This window comes from Pseudomonas sp. GW821-FHT03E01, from assembly GCF_059420765.1.
Genome location: NZ_JBWKUI010000021.1, coordinates 49354 through 71048, shown reverse-complemented (window position 1 = coordinate 71048; position 21695 = coordinate 49354). Strand labels below are relative to the sequence as shown.

The following is a 21695-nucleotide window of genomic DNA, read 5'->3' as shown; positions in this document are numbered from 1 at the left end:
TCCTCACGGTCACGGACAAACCAGGCGGTTGTCGGTCGTCCGAAAGTGTCGGCTGCGGCGTTCACACCACGTCACGGTATCGTGGCATTTTCAGACCGTTGGCCAGGGCACCCTGAGTGGGCATCTTGTTGTGCCCGGCGCGGTCTTTGCCGCACCTCTTCAGGCATATCACGCAGCTTGCCACGCCGCCTTTGAATCATCCGCACCAAAGCGACGTGTTCGGTTCTGCCTACGACTATCCATTAAGTCTAGATGAGCGGGGCGTGGGGCGTTCACGCACTGGCTTAATGCTTTGAGGGCTTGTCGGTGGGGGATGTATAGCAAGCATTACGGGTGAGAAACAGCATCAGATCTGTGGGTGATTTCAGGGAGCAGATTTGTCGATTTATTGCGCTGTAAACCAAGAGTCCTATAAACATTCACGCTCCTTTTCTCCATATCAGGCCGGTTCCCCAATACACCACCACTGTACTGCGACCTCATCGTCAGGTTGAGTTACGTCATGCCCGTGCTCGATGAAATGCGCTGGAGCGTGCAGGGCAAGAACATCACTGATCCGCTCTGGTTTAAGCGTGTTGGTTTCACCGAGAAAACCCAGATAGTAGTCTCGATCATAGAAGAGGGTGACCTCGCTCTGATGAACCCATGGCCACACCAGCAGGCAGGCGACCCGGTAGTAACCCTGTGAGTGGTCGGCAGCGTTGGACAGGTGGCAGGCGGCTTCGAGCAGTTGCTGAATGCAGAAGGCCTGAACTTCGATCCTGGCTTGAGGGCCTTGGACCAGGGCCGCGTGCACCGGGATCTTCCAATGTGTGTAGCGCTCCATGTGCTCGGATCGCGGGTGAAACTCGTCGCGAAAACTGGACGCCCAGCGTTCCAGAGCGCGAAGGCGGCGGGGAATGCCTCTGAGTGGCTTGTTGCTAAGGGCGATTTGTCGCATTGATACGTCCTTGTGATGCCGAAAAAGTCTTTCGTTGTTGTCTGCCGGCGCAATGGAAAAGTGGACAGGTCCATTTTTGTATCAGCCAAACCCCTGTCCAGTATCACTCGGTGTAAAGGGGTACCAAACGTGCTTCCACCCGATCACTCACTGAATGTCTTTCAAGTAATCCTTAAGCGCAATAAGCGGAACATCAAGGTGCTCCAGCGTCTGCACAGCTCTGAAATCAACCGACAATCTATCTAGTTCTCGACCCAGCGCCGTACCAACTCCACCTATCGCCTCAAGCGCCAGACCTACGCATTCAGCCACTTTGACCTTAATGGTCTCGACATCCCCCCGCCGCACCAGCAGCTCAAACACATCCCGCTGGTAATCACCCATGACCAGATCATCACGCAAAATCGGACTTGAATCTTCCGTCTCGTAAGCCAGTTTCAGGGAGAAGAGGGCGACGCTTTCCAGCTGCAATTCCATGAGGGAATCCTTGTGAAATGTTCCACCGGTGCGGGACGTGCGTAAGAGAAGCAGGATCAAAAGATCGCAACCTTCGGCAGCCGTCACACGACAGCGGTGCGGGCAATGGCTTTTCTACAGGCGAAAAAAAAGGCCTTGCTAAGCAAGACCTTTCTTAATTTTGGTGCCCGAGGGAGACTCGAATAATAGCATAGCTGTATGATTTAAATAGTTTTTTGTCTATGTACACTTCCACGTTGTACTGCGAAGTGTACACCCTACCTGCTTTCAATAAGGACTGGTGTGGATGAAAGTTTGATCGGATATCTCCATCCAATTTCCGACGAGCTGTCAATAATATTTTCACGAAACTGGTTAAGGATAGACTCCCTGGTTTGCCGAAAATGCCGAACCGGCACCTGACGAATTTTCATGATTAGTCGGGCGTCATGAGCACACCAAGCTGACTACTGCAATTATGATGGTCTGGGTTGATCGTTAAATGCAGAATTTTTTGCGAACACCTCGGCGATGAAATCCATGAATACAATGGCCCTTTTGGGGAGAAGCCGGTCGGCAACGTAAATGACTTGCACAGGGACAGCCGGAGCTGCGTAGTCCCTAAGCAACACCCGCAGATTGCCATTTTTCAGCCCTTCCTCGTAAAGCCATTCGGGCCCCTGTGCGATCCCCAGTCCCTCGTTTACACACTCTCGTATGGCCTCAGGTGAGTTGACCCGAAGCCTGCCAGAAACGGGAACATCGATATCCCGAAAGCGCCATGTGGTGCCTGTCGACAGCAGGGTGTAGATCAGGCAATCGTGCGTTCTCAGATCATTGGGCGTCGTGGGGATTCCGCGTTTGGCCAGGTATCCCTTGCTGGCAACGCATACACGCTCGAACCAGCCTAGCGGCCGGGCACGCATTGCGCTGTCTTCCAGATGTCCGATTCGGATCGCCAGTTCAGCCCCTTCGTCGACCAGATTCACATAGCGATCATTGATCTGCAGGTCGAGCGTCAACTCTGGATAGCGCTCCAGGAATGTGGATACATGCGGCACCACGAATGCATGGGCTAGCGCGGTCGGGCAGGCGACTCGCAACAATCCGGACGGGGCGACATTCTCCCTGAAGGACGACTCCGATTCTTCCACGGCATCGAGAATGCGCCGGGCATCTGCGTAATAGCGTTCTCCCTCGGGGGTGAGGGCAAGCTTTCGTGTGGATCGGTGGAGCAGCCTGGTTTGCAAATGATCTTCCAGCGCCGCCACATAGCGGCTGACGTTAGGCTGCCCCAGCCCCAGGTCACGCCCCGCAGCCGAGAAGCTTCCTGTCTCAACAGCGCGAACAAAGCAGGTCATCAGCAGTAGTCGATCCATCTAGGCCTCTCATTCATGCAATATAAGCATGAAATGTATTCGAATAGGCCATCTTATCAATGCACAGGTATGAATACATAGTTTCCCTCTGGCAGGTCAGTACATCGACTGACCGTGAAAAACCGAAAAGGAAACTTACATGTCCCGATTGCAAGGCAAACGCACTCTCATCACCGGCGGCACCAGCGGCATTGGCCTGGAAACGGCTAAGCAGTTCCTCGCCGAAGGCGCGCGCGTGATCGTTACCGGAGTCAATCCGGAGTCCATCGCAAAGGCCCAGGCGGAACTGGGAAGCGAAGTATTGGTACTGCGTGCTGACTCAGCCAGCATCGATGCGCAGAAGGAACTGGCGCAGGCCGTTCAGACTCACTATGGCCAACTCGATGTTGCCTTTCTCAATGCAGGCGTATCCGTTTGGCTGCCGATCGAAGAGTGGACGGAGGAAATGTTCGATCGCTCCTTCGACATCAACGTTAAGGGGCCGTACTTTCTGATCCAGGCATTGCTACCAGTCTTCGCGAACCCTGCGTCGGTGGTTCTCAATACCTCGGTTAGTGCACACCTCGGCGCCGCGCGTTCATCAGTTTATGGCGCGACCAAGGCCGCGTTCCTGAACATGTCGAAGACGCTTTCTAGCGAACTGCTCCCGCGTGGTATTCGCGTCAATGCAGTCAGCCCTGGTCCGATTGATACGCCGCTTTACGACAAGCTCGGTATTCCCGATGCCTATCGCGAACAGCTCAACCAGGATATCGCAGCGACCATTCCGTTCGGCCGGTTTGGTACGCCCGAGGAAGTGGCCAAGGCCGTGCTGTACCTGGCGTCAGACGAGTCACGATGGACGGTTGGCTCGGAACTCATCGTCGACGGTGGCCGCTCGCTTTAGCTGCCAACGATACGCGAAGGAACGTCTCCTGCGCTTTTACGGAAAACTGATTGCCATTCAGGCTTTCTTGAAGTCACGGACGTAGCTTCTATACGGCCCGCTCCCACTCGTGGCGGCGGGCTTTGATTCTTCAGTGGGTCTATTCCAATGCCACAGTCACAGTTCACACTCGTCAGCCATCCGTTATGCCCATTCGTTCAGCGAGTGGCCATCGTGTTACTCGAAAAAGGTATTACCTTTCAGCGTATCGATGTCGATCTTCGCGATAGGCCAGACTGGTTTCTGGCGATGTCGCCAAGCGGTAAGGTTCCGCTGCTCAAGGTTCCAGACGGCAATGAAGGCGAGTCCGTTCTATTCGAGAGCGTCGCCATTTGCGAATACCTGGAGGAGGTGTACCCGGAACCTGCGTTACATCCAATGAATGCGTTGATCCGAGCACAACACCGTGCATGGATCGAATTCGCCTCTGCCACACTGGCGGATGCATGGGGATTTTTGAACGCCACCGACCAGCAGACAGCCCTTGGCAAATTTGCAGCGTTGAGAGGAAAGCTGGAACGATTCGACAGTGAAATATCGGACGGCCCTTATTTCTCCGGCGAGAGGCTCAGCATGGTCGACATCGCCGTGGCTCCAGTTTTTCGCTACTTCGACATACTTGGATTCGAGCCCAATCATCAGTTGTTTGATGGACTGAGTCGAGTGGCTGATTGGCGTCGTGCGCTGGCCAGCCGTTTCAGCATTCAGGCGGCAGTTGCAGAGGACTATGCCATCCGGTTCCGCAAGCACTTGCAGGAAGCAAGAGCACTCTTGGCTACTGCATCGGAAACGCATCCCCTTTGAATGCCGATGCGATCGCGCCGCCGCTAGCTTGGCCAGCAGGGGCGCTGGCCAGGCTGGCCGGGGCAATTAAGCTCCTAATCGCCAGCGTGGTCGGTGCCGCCGTGCGCGGCGATGAACATGGCGACGGCCGACCGGCAATAGGATTCGATTTCGTTGTCGTCCTCTGCTCTCGCCTCATCGAAGCGCGCGATAATTAGGAGATCGGATCCTTTGAAAAGCGCGGCAAACAAGCGGGCGGACTGGAGAGGATCGGGCACGTTCAGAACCGCCTTCGCGTGCAACTGACGCAACAGGGCCTCGATTTGGGCGATGACATAGGCGGGGCCGGCTTCGTATTGGCGCTTGCTTAACGACTTTTGATTCGTCTTGTCGGCCATGATCATGGCTTCGACACTCCGCACGTCCGGGCTCAACAGCGTGCGAAGCAGGGTTGATCCCACCGCCATTAGCTGATCTTCGGCCGAACCGCCGACGCCTTCAAAAAGGGCTTGTGGTGCAAACTGCTGGCAGTGGGCCGCGATGGCTGCGCTGAACAGCGCCTCCTTGTTCTCGAAGTGTCGATAGATGCTTAGCTTGGATATCTTCGCCCGCTGGGCGACCTTATCCATGGTCGTCGCTTGAAAACCCAATTCCACAAAAAGTTCGCACGCGGCGTCGGCTATCGTTTGGCCAAGCGCCTCGTTGGCAGGCCGGCCGCGCCGGCTCTGGCTGTTTTCGCTCATAAAAAATTCCAGTACTTGACAGTATTCTAATTCTTGAATTAGGGTACTCCAAAGTATCTTAAGTGTGCAAGCCGATCTCCCTTTATCCACAGCGCGGAGCCCACCACCATGAATGACGTCATCATCATCGGCGGCAGTTTTGCCGGTCTTGCCGCCGCCTTGCAGCTCGGCCGTGCCCGGCGCAAGGTCACCGTTCTCGACACCGGCCTGCCGCGCAATCGCTTCGCCGACCACTCGCATGGCCTGCTCGGCCACGACCACAAGCCACCGCTAGAGATCCTGGCCGAGGCGCGGCAGCAGCTGGCGCGCTATCCAACGGTCAGGCTGGTCACTGCCCGGGCCGAGAGCATCTCCGGCGCCATCGACGATTTCTCCGTCCTTACTGGCGATGGCGAAAGCCTCAGGGCGCGCCGCCTGATCCTGAGCTATGGCGTCGCCGACCAGATGCCTGAAGTTCCCGGCTTTGCCGAAGGCTGGGGCACCTCCATCGTGCCTTGCCCCTATTGCGACGGCTTTGAAGTTGCCGGCCGGCATTGGGGCCTCGTCTGGTCCGGCCCGCCGTCGCACAACTACGTCAGGCTGTACCACGACTGGACCGACACATTAACGGTCTTCGCCAATGATCACGACATTCCACCCGACATCCGGGCCGATCTGGCGCGCCGCGGCATCCCTGTCGTCGATGGCCGGATCACCGAAATCGACCATGACGAGAGCCACAACGCCACCGTCAGGCTCGACGCCAGCCCCTCTGTTGCGGTCGACATCCTGTTCGCGCATCCGCGTAACAAGCCGTCCGCACGCCTGCATGAATCGCTGGGCCTCGCTACGGTCGATACGCCCCAGGGCATAGCCCTCAAGGTTGACGAGCGTCGCGAAACCAGCGTGCCCGGCGTCTACGCCGCCGGCGACCTCGCCAATCCCCTCATGCCCTCGGTCACCACGGCATCATGGCAAGGCGCGATGGCGGGAATCTTCGCCCAGCAGTCGATGCTGGTTTGAGAGCACAGATACCCTTCTTCGGTTGTCGCAGGCTTCTAAAGGTTGCTTCGAAGCAGCATCGATCACGCCATTTTCAATTTCGCAGTAGACGGGAGCATCACCATGGCCGACCTAAAGCCGCAAGACCGTAAATTCAAACCGCTAGACGATAAATTCCCGCTTGAGCGCCAACTCGGCATCGCGGCCGCGCCAGTCGTGCTAATCAACCTCTTCACGCTCGATTACGCCGACGAAGCGGGCTTCCTGGACGCTTTCAAGGCGGCTGCCGAGATCATAACGAAACAACCGGGCTTCATTTCCATGCAACTGCATCGAGCGATCGGCGATAGCCCGACTTACCTGAACTATGTGGTGTGGGAATCCACCGAGACGGTCCGCGCCGGCCTCACCCATCCCGAGATCGTCGCGAAGCTTTCGGCCTATCCGTCATCCGTCGTAGGCAGCCCGCACCTGTTCCAGAAGGTCGCCGTTCCCGGCTTTTGCACGGCCTAGTTAAGAGCGAATCAAAACGAGGAGATGTCATGACAGAGCAAAATGCCTATCAGGTAGCTGACTGGAATGGCCAAAGTGGAGAGTACTGGGCCGCCAACCAGGCCCGGCTCGACGCCATGTTCGCGGTGTTCGGCCAGGCCGCGATAGAAGCCGCCGCGCCCGCGACGGGCGAACGCGTTCTGGACGTCGGCTGCGGCGCGGGCGCCTCGAGTCTGGCTCTGGCCGCTCGCGTCGGCGCGGGCGGCCATGTGCTAGGCGTGGACATATCCGAACCGTTGATCGGCCGAGCGCGTGCGCTTGCGCCGAAGGATACGCCGGCCCTGTTCCGGGTGGCCGACGCCAGCAGCGCCGAGCTGCCCGAGGGCGCGTTCGACATCCTGTTCTCGCGTTTCGGGGTGATGTTCTTCGACGATCCGACTGGGGCGTTTGCCCATATGCGGCGTGCGCTGCGGCCGGGCGGGCGGGTCGCTTTCGTCTGCTGGCGCGGCGTGGCCGAGAACGATTGGCTGCGCCTGCCGATGGGCGCGATCAAGGACATCGTCCCGCTACCCGCGCCGCCCGGTCCCGAAGCGCCCGGCCCGTTCTCGTTCGGCGACCGGGGACGGGTGACGCGCATCCTGACAGCGGCCGGCTTCACCGATATCGCTATCGCGCCCTTCGATGCTTGTATCCCGTTCGGTGAGGGCGGGACGCGAGACGCAGCGATCGATGACGCGGTGAAGATGGCGTTCGAGGGCGGCCCGCTGTCGCTTGCGCTCGCCGATCAGCCCGACGACATCCGCGCCCGCGCCTCGGCGGCGGTTCGTGGCGCTTTTGCCAGCCTTCCCGGCGAGCGGTCGGTGATGATCGACGGCGCGGCGTGGATCGTCATGGCACGCAATTCGGCAAGCTGACAGGGATTAACAGGGGAGGCGCCCCCGCTTATTAGATCGAGGCGTCTTTGGCCGGTCAGATTAATGTCCCTTATGGCTTGGCCATCCGTCCCCGGCAAAAGAGAGTACTCGCGAATGGCCCAAATCGGCCAGGAACTGTCTAAAAGTCTAAAAAAAACCGTGGCAATTCATAAATTATCGCCACTGATCGTGCTGGCTCGTAGCAGAGATCAAGGAGCGAATCGCTGCATTGAAAGCCGAGTTGGGAATCATCGAAGAGTAGGATGATGAAATCATGGACGATATAAATATCGCCATTTACCGATTTCATCAGTTGCTGGAGCTATCCGTGGGTGTGCCGTAAATATTCAATCGGCTGCCTTGGGTCGATTCTGTTGAAAAAGTCGGTTCTTTCAGACGGCCCGGATACTGACCGCTGAAAACACCTTTTTTGCGCGCTGCTACGCGAAATCTGAACCCGGAATCCACTGCTCAATGCAAAGATTTTAAGCTCTAGTGCGTACTTTTCTACCGTGGAAACAAGGGCCGACTTTTTCAACAGAATCGGTCGAAAACCGCCACTCACGAATGGCTGCTTATGGCCCCGTTTTCTGACCTTCGTTTAAAGGTTGAACTGCCAGGATTTTCCTAAGCGATGAGTGAGTAATTGCATGGTCAGCAAATAGTAATAGCGCGTCGATTCAGTGTGCTGGTTTAGCTGGTGATTCAAAAACCACGCAAGGTGTTTTCTCTGCCAAGTCCATTGATTGTCGCGTTGCCAGCGCTCAGTGATCGCTGTTTGGATGGCCTTCGCCTGACGCAGGTGGCGTTGGCGCGTGGTATGCGACCCGGTCAGGACGCCCGCCAGGAACAAATCCATATCGAATGCCGTGCTCATGTGGGACCACCAATGTAAGCGGCCACCACGACGATACGGTTGTGCCCCAGCTCATAGCTGATTTGTACTCGGGCTTCCTGATCGAGACGTCGGTCGAGTTGATAGCAATGGCCTCCGTTGATGGGGGCGGGATGGTGGGTGATTTGCTCATAGCGCTCGCAAGCATAGGCTGCCCGCAATTCGTGGAAGCCTTTGAGGTCGTGCTTATGGATGATGTCCCGTGCGGGGCAGACGATTCCCTGCAAGAAATCGAGGTAGCTTTCGTTCGGTGCAAGCAGGTTGCGGCTACCCGTAGGCGACACCTGTTTTGCGAACCCAAGCGCGTCACGAATATGGTCATCCACCGTGATCCAACGTGGCGCCGACGCGCCGGATCGGCCCCCTTTGGTGCCATCCTGGATGTTGATCTTGCCGTAGTGTTCGGCTTCGCGTTTTAGGCGCGGAAGGTCGGCTAAGATGGCCTCGCGTAAGCGCATGCCGGTAGCTCGGGCCAACTGCACGATTGCAGCCGCGCGCGGCAGTTGGTGTTCGTAAAGCGCCTCGACGATCCGCTTAACTTGTTCACGATCCTGGCCTTGCGGGCTGCTGTGCGGACGGTTGTGCGCTGCATTCCCAGCGCCTTACTCGGGCTCTGCACTTTCACATACTGATCACCGCGAAGCGCGGCCATGGTCCGGTTCACGCTGGACAACCGGTTTTGCGCAGTGGCGATGGCCAGCTCACCTTGTTCAACTTGTTGGCGTAGATGTCCGGCGTAGTCCAGCAAGGTCTGCCAATTAATCTGCCGCGCATCGTTAAACCCCGGCCCATCCTCCGAGTGACACCAGCGCACAAACGCCTGCCAGCGGTCACTGTGTGCTTTGACCGTGCCGTAATGCCCGCCGCCAAATAGGTCGCGCAATGCCTGCGGCCCTGCATAGCTCAGTTGCCGGCCATAGCCAAAATTGCGCCCATCCCGCCTACCTACCAATGCCATGATCAAACTCCTCTCGAAGCCAAAACTTTTAAAACTTTCCCCACGTCATCCCGCCAAGAATGTTGAGTGTTATCAGGGATCAAGGTCCCTGCGACCTGTGAGGGTTGTCCACTAACGCGGGACTGACGGCTCTTTACGACCGGGAGCTTGGGCATCTCATGATCTGGCCTCCTGAACACTTCCGCAGAAGTGGGCGGGTGGAGGCTGCGCTGGCTGACGAGACCAGCGCCGCGAGATCCTGAGTCAGGTGAAGGCAGTGATGCGATGATTGGGGTATGCCTGACTGTCAGTCAGGTGCAGTCCATTCCATGGGCTGCGGCACCATCATCTGCATCGCTGTTGCTGGTGACTCCGGTGTTTGTCACGCCGATTGTCACGAGGGGAAATGCCGCAAAGCCTTGTAAGAGTTGGGCTGCAGCAGCGGTAGGAGCGCCCGTCTCTTTCCAGAAGAAAGAGACGGGCGCAGGTTGGCGCAATGAAATGGCCAAGCGGATAGGTTGCTGCAGGGCAGTTGGGGGAGGGGGATGCATTTGCCGCAATGGCAATGATCTGGAATTGGCATCCATCACTCGGTGAGTGACCGTGCAAGCCGCCGGACGCTAATCGCACTTTGGGAGAACCACCACGCTGTGGCGTAGCCTTAAAGGTTCTGGCTACCTGGGTTGCTGTCAACGACAGCCCTTGCCCGATCTTTTCTACGCCTGTGGATAATTCGGGTCAAGGTTCGAATTTATGGAGATTCTGCGGCTGTGGCTGAAATTATACTCCGGTGGAAATCAGTGTTTTTCCCCAGACGGTTGTGTGGGCTTTAGATTTTTTAAGTGAGGTCCATCCAAGCAGGGCGGCTTTGCAGCCCTGCTTGGATGGACCCGCGTGGAAAGCTGGGCTACGGAGATCTAACAGGCTTAAGCAGTGTTGAAATGCGCCACGGTTGTTTTACAAGGCGATGATGTTGACGCCGACCCGGGTCGAATTCGTGAGGCATCGCGTGATCGCGGTATCGCAGCTTAGTCTGTTTCGATAGAAAACTTATCATCTATGCGTGCGTGGGATGTTGTTAGAGGCGATGCAGAAGGGCGTGCGAGAAACTGATTAACGCGAGTATCAAATTGATCGCGAAGGCTGGCTGTAATGCCTAGTTTGAGGGCGTCGAGATAGTCCGCATACCACTGCATCATGATCCGACGTTGCGGCAAGTATAGGGCTTGATTGTACTCACCAGAGATGCCGCCCTCGACGTGAGCCAGCTGGCTTTCGACATGGTCCTTCAGCCAGCCATGTTCGCGCAGCAGCGTGCTTGCGGTATGACGAGTGCCATGGCTGACGAGTCGTCCTTTATAGCCGATCTTGGCGAACACCAGGTTGATCGTGTTTTCACTGATGACTGGCTGCTTTTCACCATTGCCTGGGAATAGATACCGACTGCGGCCAGTGCTTTGGTTCAGTTTGGTAAGCATGGCGATCAATTGATGAGGTAGAGGGCTAACGTAGTCTCTGCGCATCTTCATGCGGGCGGCCGGGATGGTCCAAATCCCTTCCTCAAAATCGATTTCCTCCCATTTTGCGTAGCGAACCATGCCGGGGCGGCTCGCCGTCAGAATTGTCATCCATGATGCAATCCTCGCTGGTAGCCGGCTGGTGGTCTTGCTTAAGGCCCGGAGAAACTCAGGTAGTTCGTGTTCGTGCAGATGTGGATAGTGTTGAGTGGGCGGTGGGGCTATCGCAATCGCGTGGAGTTCGGAGGCTGGATTGTGTTCGCACAGGCCGCGTGCAATGGCTTGACTGAAAATCTGTTTCAGCCAGGTCCGGGTCTTGTCCGCAACATTGAAGGCGCCTCGTTTTTCGATGCAGGCCTGCAGTTTTGCGCAGTCGCTTCGAGTGATGAGCTCCAGTTGCTTCTCGCCGAGAGCGGGCAGTAGATCCTTATCGAGATAGTCGCGGATCTTCTTCAGCGTCGCGCTGCTGCGGCCGGAGTCCGCTTTGAATTGGTACCAGTACTCCGCGGCTCGCCTGAAGGTGTTGAGCCCGGCCTCCTGCTGTCGCAGCTTGTCATCGCGACGTTTGGCGCCGGGGTTGGTGCCTTGCTTGAGTAGGTTGCGGCATTCTGCAGCTCGTTCACGGGCTTCCTGCAAGGAGATATGCGGATACACGCCCAGTGACATGCGCGCCGCCCGACCCTGATACGTGTACCGGAAGTGCCAATACTTGCTGCCGTTGGGTTTCACCAGCAGGGCAAGACCCGAACTATCACTCAACGTGAACGGTCTGTCGGCAGGCTTGGACGCTTTGATTTGCAAGGCGGTCAATGGCATTGCTGTACACCTCCGGTTCTCGAACTGGAATATGTACAGAAAATGTACCAAAAAGAGGCTGGCTTGCAAGAGATGGGGGTGGAACCCCAGAGACCAAAAAGCCCGCAGTTAGCGGGCTCTAGGGGTGTTGCGTAGACGCTGGTAGTCGTCTATGTACTGCAAATGGTGCCCCGAGGGAGACTCGAACTCCCACTCCTTTCGAAAACGGATTTTGAATCCGCCGCGTCTACCAATTCCGCCATCAGGGCTCAATGGCGGCGAAGTATAGAGAGGTGAATACCGCTGGTCAATCAGGTACATGGAGAATTTTTGATATTTCCGCTAGACTTCCCGGCCCTGCTAGACGAACCCCATCATGCGCGTTGCTGACTTTACCTTCGAGCTCCCTGATTCGCTGATTGCTCGCCATCCTTTGGCCGAGCGTCGCGGTAGTCGCCTGTTGACCCTGGATGGGGTCAGCGGCGCCCTGGCACACCGTCAATTCACTGATTTGCTTGAGCATTTACGCCCAGGCGATTTGATGGTGTTCAACAATACCCGGGTGATTCCGGCGCGGCTGTTTGGCCAGAAAGCTTCCGGCGGCAAGCTGGAAATTCTGGTGGAGCGGGTGCTCGACAGTCATCGCGTGCTGGCCCATGTGCGTTCCAGCAAGTCGCCCAAGCCCGGCTCGAAGATTTTGATCGACGGCGGTGGCGAGGCCGAGATGTTGGCGCGTCACGATGCGTTGTTCGAGCTTAAGTTTGCCGAAGAGGTGTTGCCGCTGCTCGACCGCGTCGGGCACATGCCGTTGCCTCCTTATATAGATCGCCCGGATGAAGGCTCGGACCGCGAGCGTTATCAGACGGTGTACGCCCAGCGCCTGGGCGCGGTGGCGGCGCCGACGGCGGGGCTGCATTTTGATCAGCCGCTGATGGAGGCGATTGCCGCCAAGGGCATCGAGACCGCATTCGTGACCTTGCACGTCGGCGCGGGCACGTTCCAGCCGGTGCGCGTGGAGAAGATCGAAGATCACCACATGCACAGCGAATGGCTGGAAGTCGGCCAGGACGTGGTCGATGCCGTTGCGGCCTGCCGCGCTCGCGGCGGTCGTGTGGTGGCCGTGGGGACCACCAGCGTGCGTTCCCTGGAAAGTGCCGCGCGCGATGGCGCGCTCAAGCCGTTCAGTGGCGACACCGATATCTTTATCTACCCGGGGCGGCCGTTTCATGTGGTCGATGCCCTGGTCACCAACTTCCACTTGCCCGAATCCACGCTGTTGATGCTGGTTTCGGCGTTCGCCGGTTATCCCGAGACCATGGCCGCCTATAAGGCTGCCGTCGACAACGAATACCGCTTTTTCAGCTACGGTGATGCGATGTTTATCACCCGTAATCCCGCACCACGTGGCCCTGAGGACAAAGAATGAGTCGCCAAAGTCGTATGTCGTTTGAGTTGCTTGCTACTGACGGCAAGGCGCGTCGCGGTCGTTTGACCTTCCCGCGCGGTACCGTCGAGACCCCGGCCTTCATGCCGGTGGGCACGTACGGTACGGTCAAGGGCATGCTGCCGCGGGATATCGTCGCCACCGGCGCGGAAATCATTCTGGGCAACACCTTTCATTTGTGGCTGCGTCCTGGCACCGAAGTGATCAAAAAGCACGGCGACCTGCACGATTTCATGCAGTGGAAAGGCCCGATCCTGACCGACTCCGGCGGTTTCCAGGTATTCAGCCTGGGCGCCATGCGCAAGATCAAGGAGGAGGGCGTGACCTTCGCCTCTCCGGTCGACGGCGCCAAAGTGTTCATGGGGCCGGAAGAGTCGATGCAGGTCCAGCGTGATCTTGGCTCGGACATCGTGATGATCTTCGACGAATGCACCCCGTACCCGGCCGACGAAGACGTCGCTCGCGTATCGATGGAGCTGTCGTTGCGCTGGGCTCAGCGTTCGAAAAACGCCCATGGCGACAACACGGCGGCGTTGTTCGGCATCGTGCAGGGCGGCATGCACCAGGATCTGCGCATGCGCTCCTTGGAAGGCCTCGACAAGATCGGCTTCGACGGCCTGGCCATCGGCGGTCTGTCGGTGGGCGAGCCCAAGCACGAGATGATCAAGGTGCTCGATTACCTGCCGGGTCAGATGCCGGCTGACAAACCTCGTTACCTTATGGGCGTTGGCAAACCGGAAGATCTGGTTGAGGGTGTGCGCCGCGGTGTGGACATGTTCGATTGCGTGATGCCAACCCGTAATGCCCGCAACGGGCATCTGTTCATTGATACAGGCGTGCTGAAGATCCGTAACGCGTTCCATCGCCATGATGACTCGCCGCTGGATCCGACCTGCGATTGCTATACCTGCCAGAACTTCTCCCGCGCTTATCTGCATCACCTGGACAAGTGCGGCGAAATGCTGGGAAGCATGCTCAATACCATCCATAACTTGCGCCATTATCAAGTGCTTATGGCTGGTTTGCGCGAGGCTATTCAACAGGGTACATTGGCCGCCTTTGTCGATGCCTTCTACGCCAAACGCGGGTTGCCTGTTCCGCCTTTGGACTGAGTTTTCTGACCCCAAGATTCAACATTTGCAACTGGAGTGCTAAATGAGCTTTTTTATCTCTAATGCCATGGCTGACGCTGCTGCACCTGCGGCAGGCCCGATGGGCGGCGGCTTTGAGTGGATTTTCCTGGTCGGTTTCCTGGTCATCTTCTACCTGATGATCTGGCGTCCACAGGCCAAGCGCGCCAAAGAGCAGAAGAACCTGCTGAGCAGCCTGCAAAAAGGTGACGAAGTTGTGACCACCGGTGGTATCGCCGGCAAAATCACCAAAGTGTCCGACGACTTCGTGGTTCTGGAAGTTTCCGACACCGTTGAAATGAAGTTCCAGAAAGGCGCCATCGCCGCCACGCTGCCAAAAGGCACGCTCAAAGCGATCTAAGTTACAACTTCTACTCAATCGACGGGGCGCGCAAGGCGCCCCGCGTCATAAGCGGGCGGCGTGATGCTGAACAAATACCCTCTGTGGAAATACATTCTGATCCTGGCGGTGCTGGCGGTCGGTCTGATTTATTCCGCTCCCAATCTATATCCTGACGACCCGGCCATTCAGGTCAGCGGTGCAAGCACTGCGCTGCAAGTCAATCAGGCTGATCTGGACCGTGTGAGCACCGCGCTCAAGGAATCCGGGATCAGCGTCAAGGCGGCCACGCTGGCGGCAAACGGCAAGGGCGGTCTGATTCGCCTGGTCAAGGCCGAAGACCAGTTGCCAGCCAAAGACGTTGTGCGCAAGGCATTGGGCGATGACTACGTCGTTGCACTGAACCTGGCGCAAACCACCCCGCAATGGCTGCGCAGCCTGGGCGCGCACCCGATGAAGCTGGGTCTGGACTTGTCCGGTGGTGTGCACTTCCTGCTGGAAGTGGACATGGACAAAGCCCTCGACGCACGCCTGAAAGTCTACGAAGGCGATGTGAAGAGCCTGTTGCGCAAAGAGAAACTGCGCTATCGCAGCCTGCCGCAACTGGGCGGTGCCATTCAGCTGGGCTTCACTGATGAAGACTCCCGCGAACAGGCCCGTGCGCTGATCCGCAAGAACTTCAACGATTTCGACATTGTTCCGGCCGACCTCAATGGCCAACCGGTACTGCGTCTGGCGATGACCCCGGCCAAGCTGGCGGAAATCCGTGAATACTCCATCAAGCAGAACTTGACCACGGTACGTAACCGCGTCAACGAGCTGGGTGTTGCCGAACCTATCGTTCAGCGCCAGGGCGCCAACCGCATCGTGGTTGAGCTGCCGGGCGTGCAAGACACCGCAGAAGCCAAGCGTATCCTCGGCAAGACGGCCAACCTGGAGTTCCGTCTGGCGGCTGAGCCTGGTGCTTCGAAAGCCACTTCCGAGGAATTCGAGTTCCGTGAAGGCAAGCGTCCTCCGGCTCTGATCGAGCGTGGCCTGATCATCACCGGCGACCAGGTGACTGACGCCAAGGCCGGCTTCGGCGAGCACGGTACGCCAGAAGTGAACATCCGTCTGGATGGTCACGGTGGCGAGCTGATGAGTCGTGCGACTCGCAGCAACGTCGGCCGCAGCATGGCGGTGATCTTCATCGAACAGCGTCCGGTCACCACTTACGTCAAGCAAGTGGTCAACGGCGTCGAGAAAGACGTGCCGGTCCAGACGTTCAAGGAAGAGAAGAAGATCATCAGCCTGGCGACCATCCAGTCGCCGCTGGGTGCCCAGTTCCGCATCACTGGCCTGAACGGCCAGGGCGAATCGTCCGAGCTGGCGCTGTTGCTGCGTGCCGGTGGTCTGGCGGCTCCGATGTACTTCGCTGAAGAGCGCACCATTGGCCCAAGCCTGGGTGCCGACAACATCACCAAAGGTATCGATGCATCGTTGTGGGGCATGCTGTTTGTCTCGCTGTTCATCATGGCCATCTACCGCTTCTTCGGCCTCATCGCCACCGTTGCGCTGGCAGTGAACATGGTGATGCTGCTGGCCTTGATGTCGCTGCTGGGTGCAACGCTGACCCTGCCGGGTATCGCCGGTATCGTATTGACCATGGGCATGGCGGTCGACGCCAACGTCCTGATCTTCTCGCGGATACGTGAAGAGATCGCGGCCGGCATGACCGTACAACGGGCAATCAACGAAGGCTTCGGCCGGGCATTCACCGCGATTCTCGACGCCAACCTGACAACCTTGTTGGTGGGCGGGATTCTCTTTGCCATGGGCACCGGCCCGGTCAAGGGTTTCGCCGTGACCATGTCCCTCGGGATCTTTACCTCGATGTTCACGGCCATCATGGTGACCCGCGCGATGGTCAACCTGATCTTCGGCGGTCGTGACTTCAAGAAGTTGTGGATTTAAGGGGCTGCCATGTTACGTACAATCAACTTCATGGGCGTTCGCAACTTTGCGTTCGGCGTCACATTGTTCCTTACCGCGCTGGCAATGTTCAGTGTCTTTCATAAGGGCATGAACTGGGGCCTGGACTTCACCGGCGGTACGCTCATCGAGCTGACCTACGAGCGTCCGGCCGATGTCACCAAGGTGCGTGAGCAACTGGCTACAGCCGGTTATCACGAAGCCATCGTGCAGAACTTCGGTGCGACTACCGATCTTCTGGTGCGCATGCCTGGCGAAGATCCGCAACTGGGTCACCAGGTGGCTGAAGCGCTGCAGAAAGTCGGCGGCGACAACCCGGCTCAGGTCAAGCGTGTCGAGTTCGTCGGCCCGCAGGTGGGTGAAGAACTGCGCGACCAGGGCGGCCTCGGCATGCTGATGGCGCTGGGTGGCATCCTGATCTACCTGGCTTTCCGCTTTCAGTGGAAGTTTGCGGTCGGTGCGATCGTGTCCTTGATCCACGACGTTATCGTGACCGTCGGTATCCTGTCGTTCTTCCAGATCACCTTCGACCTGACGGTGCTGGCGGCGGTACTGGCGATCATCGGTTACTCGCTCAACGACACCATCGTGGTATTCGACCGGGTTCGTGAGAACTTCCGCGTCCTGCGCAAGGCCAGCCTGATCGAGAACATCAACATCTCGACCACGCAAACCCTGCTGCGGACCATGGCGACGTCGATCTCCACCTTGCTGGCGATCGCGGCCCTGTTGTTCTTCGGTGGCGACAACCTGTTCGGTTTCTCCATTGCCCTGTTCATCGGTGTTCTGGCGGGTACTTACTCCTCGATCTACATCGCGAACGTGGTGCTGATCTGGCTGAACCTGAACAGCGAAGACCTGATTCCTGTGGCGACGAGCGAGAAGGAAGTCGACGACCGTCCATAACGGTTATCTTTTTCCTGCTGCAAGCCGAGAAGGCGCGAGTGTTGAACTCGCGCCTTTTTTCATGCTCCAAGGCTGGGAGAAGCGCGGGTTTGTCCCGTCTGTTATAGCCAGGAGGTTCATGTGAACAAGTCGTTGCTGGTTGGTGCGGTATTGGGTGCTGTCGGTGTGACTGCCGGTGGTGCTGTTGCCACCTACAAACTGGTTAAAAGCGGCCCTGAGTATGCACAAGTGCTGGCCGTTGAACCGGTCAAGACACAAATCAAGACTCCACGTGAAGTGTGCAAGGACGTTACGGTGACCCGGCAAGCGCCGGTGAAAGACCAACACCAGATCGCCGGTACGGTGGTCGGCGCCCTGGCTGGTGGCCTGTTGGGCAATCAGATCGGCGGCGGTACAGGCAAGAAAATCGCCACAGTGGCCGGTGCGGTCGGCGGCGGTTATGCGGGTAACAAGGTGCAGGAAGGCATGCAGGAGCGTGACACTTACACCACGACTCAGACTCGCTGTAACACGGTCAATGACATCAGCGACAAGGTCGTAGGCTACGACGTTCGTTATTCGCTGGATGGCAAGGAAGGCAAGGTGCGGATGGATCGCGATCCAGGCAATCAGATTCCGGTCGACAAGGATGGCAAGCTGATCCTGGGGCAGAACGAACCGGCCCGGTAATGAGCTGAGCGTCTACTCAAAAAGAAGCATCCCGCAAGGGATGCTTTTTTTGTGCCCGAATTTCATGTGTCACCTTCAACGTGTTATGCAAGACTCTTCATTTTTGCGGCCTTTTGCCCGCCAGTCCTGAGCCCCCATGCCTGCCATCGATCATCCCCTGATAGACCAGTTCCTCGACGCCCTGTGGCTGGAGAAAGGCCTTTCCGATAACACCCGCGATGCCTATCGCAGCGACCTGGCTTTGTTCAACGGCTGGTTGCAGGAGAAGGGCCTGGAGCTGATCAACGCCGGGCGCGAGTTGATCCTCGATCACCTGGCCTGGCGCCTGGAGCAAAACTACAAACCCCGTTCTACGGCGCGATTCCTTTCCGGTGTGCGTGGTTTTTATCGCTATTTACTGCGGGAAAAGCTGATTGCCGTCGATCCGACCCTGCGCGTGGATATGCCGCAACTGGGTAGGCCATTGCCTAAATCCTTGTCGGAAGCCGATGTGGAGGCCTTGCTGGCCGCGCCGGACTTGAGCGAGGCCATCGGTCAGCGTGATCGCGCCATGCTTGAGGTGCTTTACGCGTGTGGCTTGCGGGTGACGGAGCTGATCAGCCTGACGCTGGAACAGGTCAACCTGCGCCAAGGCGTGCTGCGGGTGATGGGCAAGGGCAGCAAGGAACGGCTGGTGCCGATGGGCGAGGAGGCGATTGTCTGGGTCGAGCGTTACATGCGCGATGCCCGTGGCGAGTTGCTGGGCGGGCGTCCCAGCGATGTGCTGTTCCCCAGCCTGCGCGGTGAGCAGATGACCCGCCAGACCTTCTGGCATCGCATCAAGCACCAGGCCAAGGTCGCCGGGATCGGCAAGTCGCTGTCGCCGCATACCTTGCGTCATGCCTTCGCCACGCACCTGCTCAACCACGGTGCCGACCTTCGGGTGGTGCAAATGTTGCTCGGCCACAGCGATCTCTCCACCACCCAGATCTATACTCACGTCGCCCGGGCGCGCTTGCAGGATCTGCATGCCAAGCATCACCCCAGAGGCTAATCAATGCGGGATGGTTACAAACCCTGTGGCGAGGGGGCTTGCCCCCGTTCGGCTGCGCAGCAGTCGTCAAGCCTCACGCCTCGGTCCATATGTCGGATAGGGATCGCCAAAGAGGGGCTGCTTCGCAACCCAACGGGGGCAAGCCCCCTCGCCACACGGGCCTTATGTGGTAGGCTTTGCCGGTTTGCACGATGGGCGGTTATGACCCGGTGTTTCGGCACTGGCGTTCTGATCGTCCCATTTGTCCGCCTTCAGGAGTTCTCATGCGTCTGACCCAGATTTTCGCCGCTGCAGCCATTGCGTTGGTCAGCACCTTTGCCGTCGCCGATGACGCGGCCGACCAAGCCATTCGTAAAAGCCTGGAAAACCTCCAGCTCGACGTGCCGGTCGAAACCATCACCGCCAGCCCGCTGCCAGGTCTGTACGAAGTCAAGCTCAAGGGCAGCCGCGTGCTTTACGCCAGCGCCGACGGCCAATACGTGGTTCAGGGCTACCTGTTCCAGCTCAAGGACGGTAAACCGGTCAACCTGACCGAGAAGACCGAACGCCTGGGCATTGCCAAACTGATCAATGGCATTCCTGTGGCTGAAACCGTGGTCTACCCGGCCATCGGCGAAACCAAGTCGCACATCACCGTGTTCACCGACACCACTTGCCCGTATTGCCACAAGCTGCACGCCGAAGTGCCTGAGCTGAACAAACGCGGCATCGAAGTGCGTTATGTTGCGTTCCCGCGCCAGGGCCTGGGCTCGCCGGGTGACGAGCAACTGCAAGCCGTGTGGTGTTCGAAAGACAAGAAAGCCGCCATGGACAAAATGGTCGATGGCAAGGAAATCAAGGCCGCCAAGTGCGATAACCCGGTGTCCAAGCAGTTTGCCCTCGGTCAGTCGATTGGCGTGAACGGTACACCGGCCATCGTTTTGGCTGACGGTCAGGTCATTCCGGGCTACCAGCCTGCGCCACAAGTCGCCAAACTGGCACTGGGCGCGAAGTAAATTCGCATCGTCACGGCCAGCCTTTGACGAGCGTGGTCCGGCGGCAGCATTTGCCGGGCCATCAATAGAGAGCCGCGAACCTGCGGCTGTTTTCACGGCCGGCCTCGAGTCGGCCGTTTTATGGGGAGTTCACAGTGAAACCGGTCAAAGTAGGCATCTGTGGGTTAGGGACCGTCGGTGGCGGTACCTTCAACGTACTTCAGCGCAACGCCGAGGAAATTGCTCGTCGTGCCGGGCGTGGAATCGAAGTGGCACAAATTGCCATGCGCACGCCAAAGCCTCAGTTCCAGACGACCGGTATTGCGATTACCAACGATGTCTTCGAAGTGGCCACGAACCCTGAGATCGACATCGTCATAGAGCTGATGGGCGGCTATACCGTTGCCCGCGAGCTGGTACTCAAGGCCATCGAGAATGGCAAGCATGTGGTCACCGCGAACAAGGCACTGATTGCCGTTCACGGTAATGAAATTTTCGCCAAGGCTCGCGAGAAGGGCGTGATCGTTGCGTTCGAAGCGGCCGTGGCCGGCGGCATTCCGGTGATCAAGGCGATCCGTGAAGGCCTGTCCGCCAACCGTATCAACTGGGTGGCCGGCATCATCAACGGCACCGGTAACTTCATCCTTACCGAAATGCGTGAAAAAGGCCGGACCTTCGAAGACGTGCTGGCCGAAGCGCAGGCCCTGGGTTACGCCGAAGCCGACCCGACGTTCGACGTCGAAGGCATCGACGCCGCCCACAAGCTGACGATCCTGGCGTCCATCGCGTTCGGCATTCCGCTGCAATTCGACAAGGCCTACACCGAAGGCATCACCAAGCTGACCACCGCTGACGTGAACTACGCCGAAGCGCTGGGCTATCGCATCAAGCACCTGGGCGTGGCGCGCAGCACCGCGGCCGGTATCGAGTTGCGCGTGCACCCGACGCTGATCCCGGCCGATCGCCTGATCGCCAACGTCAACGGCGTGATGAACGCGGTGATGGTCAACGGTGATGCTGCCGGTTCGACCCTGTTCTACGGTGCTGGTGCCGGCATGGAACCGACTGCTTCGTCGGTAATCGCCGATCTGGTGGACGTGGTTCGCGCCATGACCTCCGACCCGGAAAACCGTGTACCGCACCTGGCCTTCCAGCCGGATTCGCTGTCGGCCCACCCGATCCTGCCGATCGAAGCCTGCGAAAGCGCTTACTACCTGCGCATTCAGGCCAAGGACCATCCGGGCGTGTTGGCCCAGGTGGCGAGCATCCTGTCGGAGCGCGGCATCAACATCGAATCGATCATGCAGAAGGAAGTCGAGGAGCACGACGGCCTGGTGCCGATGATCCTGCTGACCCATCGCGTGCTGGAACAGCACATCAACGATGCGATCGCTGCCCTGGAAGCCTTGGCGGGCGTGGTCGGTCCGGTTGTACGGATCCGCGTCGAGCACCTGAACTAAGCCGTTATCGT

Annotated in this window: 20 protein-coding genes, 1 tRNA gene and 1 pseudogene; 14 read left to right on the top strand and 8 right to left on the bottom strand. The window is 58.2% G+C overall.

What is annotated here, in order from left to right; all coding sequences use genetic code 11:
- Window positions 1–439 precede the first annotated feature (439 nt).
- The 3 genes from AC07VO_RS27705 to AC07VO_RS27695 all read right to left on the bottom strand — a co-directional run bounded on the left by AC07VO_RS27705 (window position 440) and on the right by AC07VO_RS27695 (window position 2775).
- Window positions 440–940 (bottom strand): DUF3916 domain-containing protein, encoded by a 501-nt coding sequence (locus tag AC07VO_RS27705; RefSeq protein ID WP_086946339.1) that lies wholly within the window; start codon window positions 938–940, stop codon window positions 440–442.
- Window positions 941–1087: 147 nt separating this feature from the next.
- A complete protein-coding gene (locus AC07VO_RS27700; RefSeq protein ID WP_086946340.1) occupies window positions 1088–1417 on the bottom strand; it encodes a hypothetical protein in 330 nt (109 codons plus the stop codon).
- Window positions 1418–1872: 455 nt separating this feature from the next.
- Complete coding sequence (locus AC07VO_RS27695; protein WP_086946341.1) at window positions 1873–2775, bottom strand: LysR family transcriptional regulator; 903 nt, start codon at window positions 2773–2775, stop codon at window positions 1873–1875.
- 139 nt (window positions 2776–2914) lie between these two features.
- On the opposite strand from AC07VO_RS27695, the gene AC07VO_RS27690 reads away from it, so the two are divergent.
- Both AC07VO_RS27690 and AC07VO_RS27685 read left to right on the top strand, forming a co-directional pair.
- Window positions 2915–3661 (top strand): SDR family oxidoreductase, encoded by a 747-nt coding sequence (locus tag AC07VO_RS27690; RefSeq protein WP_086946342.1) that lies wholly within the window; start codon window positions 2915–2917, stop codon window positions 3659–3661.
- A 147-nt stretch (window positions 3662–3808) separates the two neighbouring features.
- Window positions 3809–4504: a glutathione S-transferase family protein gene (locus tag AC07VO_RS27685; protein ID WP_086946343.1), complete on the top strand. Its 696-nt coding sequence runs from the start codon at window positions 3809–3811 to the stop codon at window positions 4502–4504.
- 74 nt (window positions 4505–4578) lie between these two features.
- On the opposite strand, the gene AC07VO_RS27680 is transcribed toward AC07VO_RS27685, so the two are convergent.
- Window positions 4579–5226: a TetR/AcrR family transcriptional regulator gene (locus tag AC07VO_RS27680; protein WP_086946344.1), complete on the bottom strand. Its 648-nt coding sequence runs from the start codon at window positions 5224–5226 to the stop codon at window positions 4579–4581.
- 108 nt (window positions 5227–5334) lie between these two features.
- Between AC07VO_RS27680 and AC07VO_RS27675 the strand changes: the two genes are divergently transcribed.
- The 3 genes from AC07VO_RS27675 (at window position 5335) to AC07VO_RS27665 (ending at window position 7613) form a co-directional block, all read left to right on the top strand.
- On the top strand, window positions 5335–6228 hold the full coding sequence (locus AC07VO_RS27675; protein ID WP_086946345.1) for an NAD(P)/FAD-dependent oxidoreductase: 894 nt from the start codon (window positions 5335–5337) through the stop codon (window positions 6226–6228).
- Window positions 6229–6330: 102 nt separating this feature from the next.
- Window positions 6331–6720: an antibiotic biosynthesis monooxygenase family protein gene (locus AC07VO_RS27670; protein ID WP_086946346.1), complete on the top strand. Its 390-nt coding sequence runs from the start codon at window positions 6331–6333 to the stop codon at window positions 6718–6720.
- Between the two features lie 29 nt (window positions 6721–6749).
- Window positions 6750–7613: a class I SAM-dependent methyltransferase gene (locus AC07VO_RS27665; RefSeq protein WP_086946347.1), complete on the top strand. Its 864-nt coding sequence runs from the start codon at window positions 6750–6752 to the stop codon at window positions 7611–7613.
- A 601-nt stretch (window positions 7614–8214) separates the two neighbouring features.
- On the opposite strand, the gene AC07VO_RS27660 is transcribed toward AC07VO_RS27665, so the two are convergent.
- The 4 genes and pseudogenes from AC07VO_RS27660 to AC07VO_RS27645 all read right to left on the bottom strand — a co-directional run bounded on the left by AC07VO_RS27660 (window position 8215) and on the right by AC07VO_RS27645 (window position 12026).
- Complete coding sequence (locus AC07VO_RS27660; RefSeq protein WP_086946348.1) at window positions 8215–8490, bottom strand: hypothetical protein; 276 nt, start codon at window positions 8488–8490, stop codon at window positions 8215–8217.
- Window positions 8487–9466: pseudogene (locus AC07VO_RS27655) on the bottom strand (integrase domain-containing protein). The gene AC07VO_RS27660 and the pseudogene AC07VO_RS27655 overlap by 4 nt, the downstream one beginning before the upstream one ends.
- A 1007-nt stretch (window positions 9467–10473) precedes the next feature.
- Window positions 10474–11778, bottom strand: a complete 1305-nt coding sequence (locus AC07VO_RS27650) for a tyrosine-type recombinase/integrase (RefSeq protein ID WP_086946350.1) — start codon at window positions 11776–11778, stop codon at window positions 10474–10476.
- 163 nt (window positions 11779–11941) lie between these two features.
- A tRNA-Leu gene (locus AC07VO_RS27645) sits at window positions 11942–12026 on the bottom strand.
- A 107-nt stretch (window positions 12027–12133) separates the two neighbouring features.
- Between AC07VO_RS27645 and queA the strand changes: the two genes are divergently transcribed.
- The 9 genes from queA to AC07VO_RS27600 all read left to right on the top strand — a co-directional run bounded on the left by queA (window position 12134) and on the right by AC07VO_RS27600 (window position 21684).
- Window positions 12134–13183: a tRNA preQ1(34) S-adenosylmethionine ribosyltransferase-isomerase QueA gene (gene queA / locus AC07VO_RS27640; RefSeq protein ID WP_086946351.1), complete on the top strand. Its 1050-nt coding sequence runs from the start codon at window positions 12134–12136 to the stop codon at window positions 13181–13183.
- A 14-nt stretch (window positions 13184–13197) separates the two neighbouring features.
- Entirely contained in the window at window positions 13198–14313 is a 1116-nt protein-coding gene (gene tgt / locus AC07VO_RS27635) for a tRNA guanosine(34) transglycosylase Tgt (protein WP_019651852.1), read from the top strand.
- A gap of 43 nt (window positions 14314–14356) precedes the next feature.
- On the top strand, window positions 14357–14692 hold the full coding sequence (gene yajC, locus AC07VO_RS27630) for a preprotein translocase subunit YajC (RefSeq protein WP_007934009.1): 336 nt from the start codon (window positions 14357–14359) through the stop codon (window positions 14690–14692).
- Between the two features lie 63 nt (window positions 14693–14755).
- Window positions 14756–16624 (top strand): protein translocase subunit SecD, encoded by a 1869-nt coding sequence (secD, locus tag AC07VO_RS27625; protein WP_495007697.1) that lies wholly within the window; start codon window positions 14756–14758, stop codon window positions 16622–16624.
- 9 nt (window positions 16625–16633) lie between these two features.
- Window positions 16634–17548 (top strand): protein translocase subunit SecF, encoded by a 915-nt coding sequence (gene secF, locus AC07VO_RS27620; protein WP_018926706.1) that lies wholly within the window; start codon window positions 16634–16636, stop codon window positions 17546–17548.
- Between the two features lie 120 nt (window positions 17549–17668).
- Window positions 17669–18217 carry a glycine zipper 2TM domain-containing protein gene (locus tag AC07VO_RS27615; RefSeq protein ID WP_018926705.1) on the top strand — a complete coding sequence of 183 codons (549 nt, stop codon included), beginning with the start codon at window positions 17669–17671 and terminating at the stop codon, window positions 18215–18217.
- Window positions 18218–18353: 136 nt separating this feature from the next.
- Entirely contained in the window at window positions 18354–19250 is an 897-nt protein-coding gene (xerD, locus tag AC07VO_RS27610; protein ID WP_019651849.1) for a site-specific tyrosine recombinase XerD, read from the top strand.
- Window positions 19251–19513: 263 nt separating this feature from the next.
- Window positions 19514–20245 (top strand): DsbC family protein, encoded by a 732-nt coding sequence (locus AC07VO_RS27605; protein ID WP_018926704.1) that lies wholly within the window; start codon window positions 19514–19516, stop codon window positions 20243–20245.
- Between the two features lie 134 nt (window positions 20246–20379).
- Window positions 20380–21684 carry a homoserine dehydrogenase gene (locus tag AC07VO_RS27600; protein ID WP_018926703.1) on the top strand — a complete coding sequence of 435 codons (1305 nt, stop codon included), beginning with the start codon at window positions 20380–20382 and terminating at the stop codon, window positions 21682–21684.
- Window positions 21685–21695: the final 11 nt, after the last annotated feature.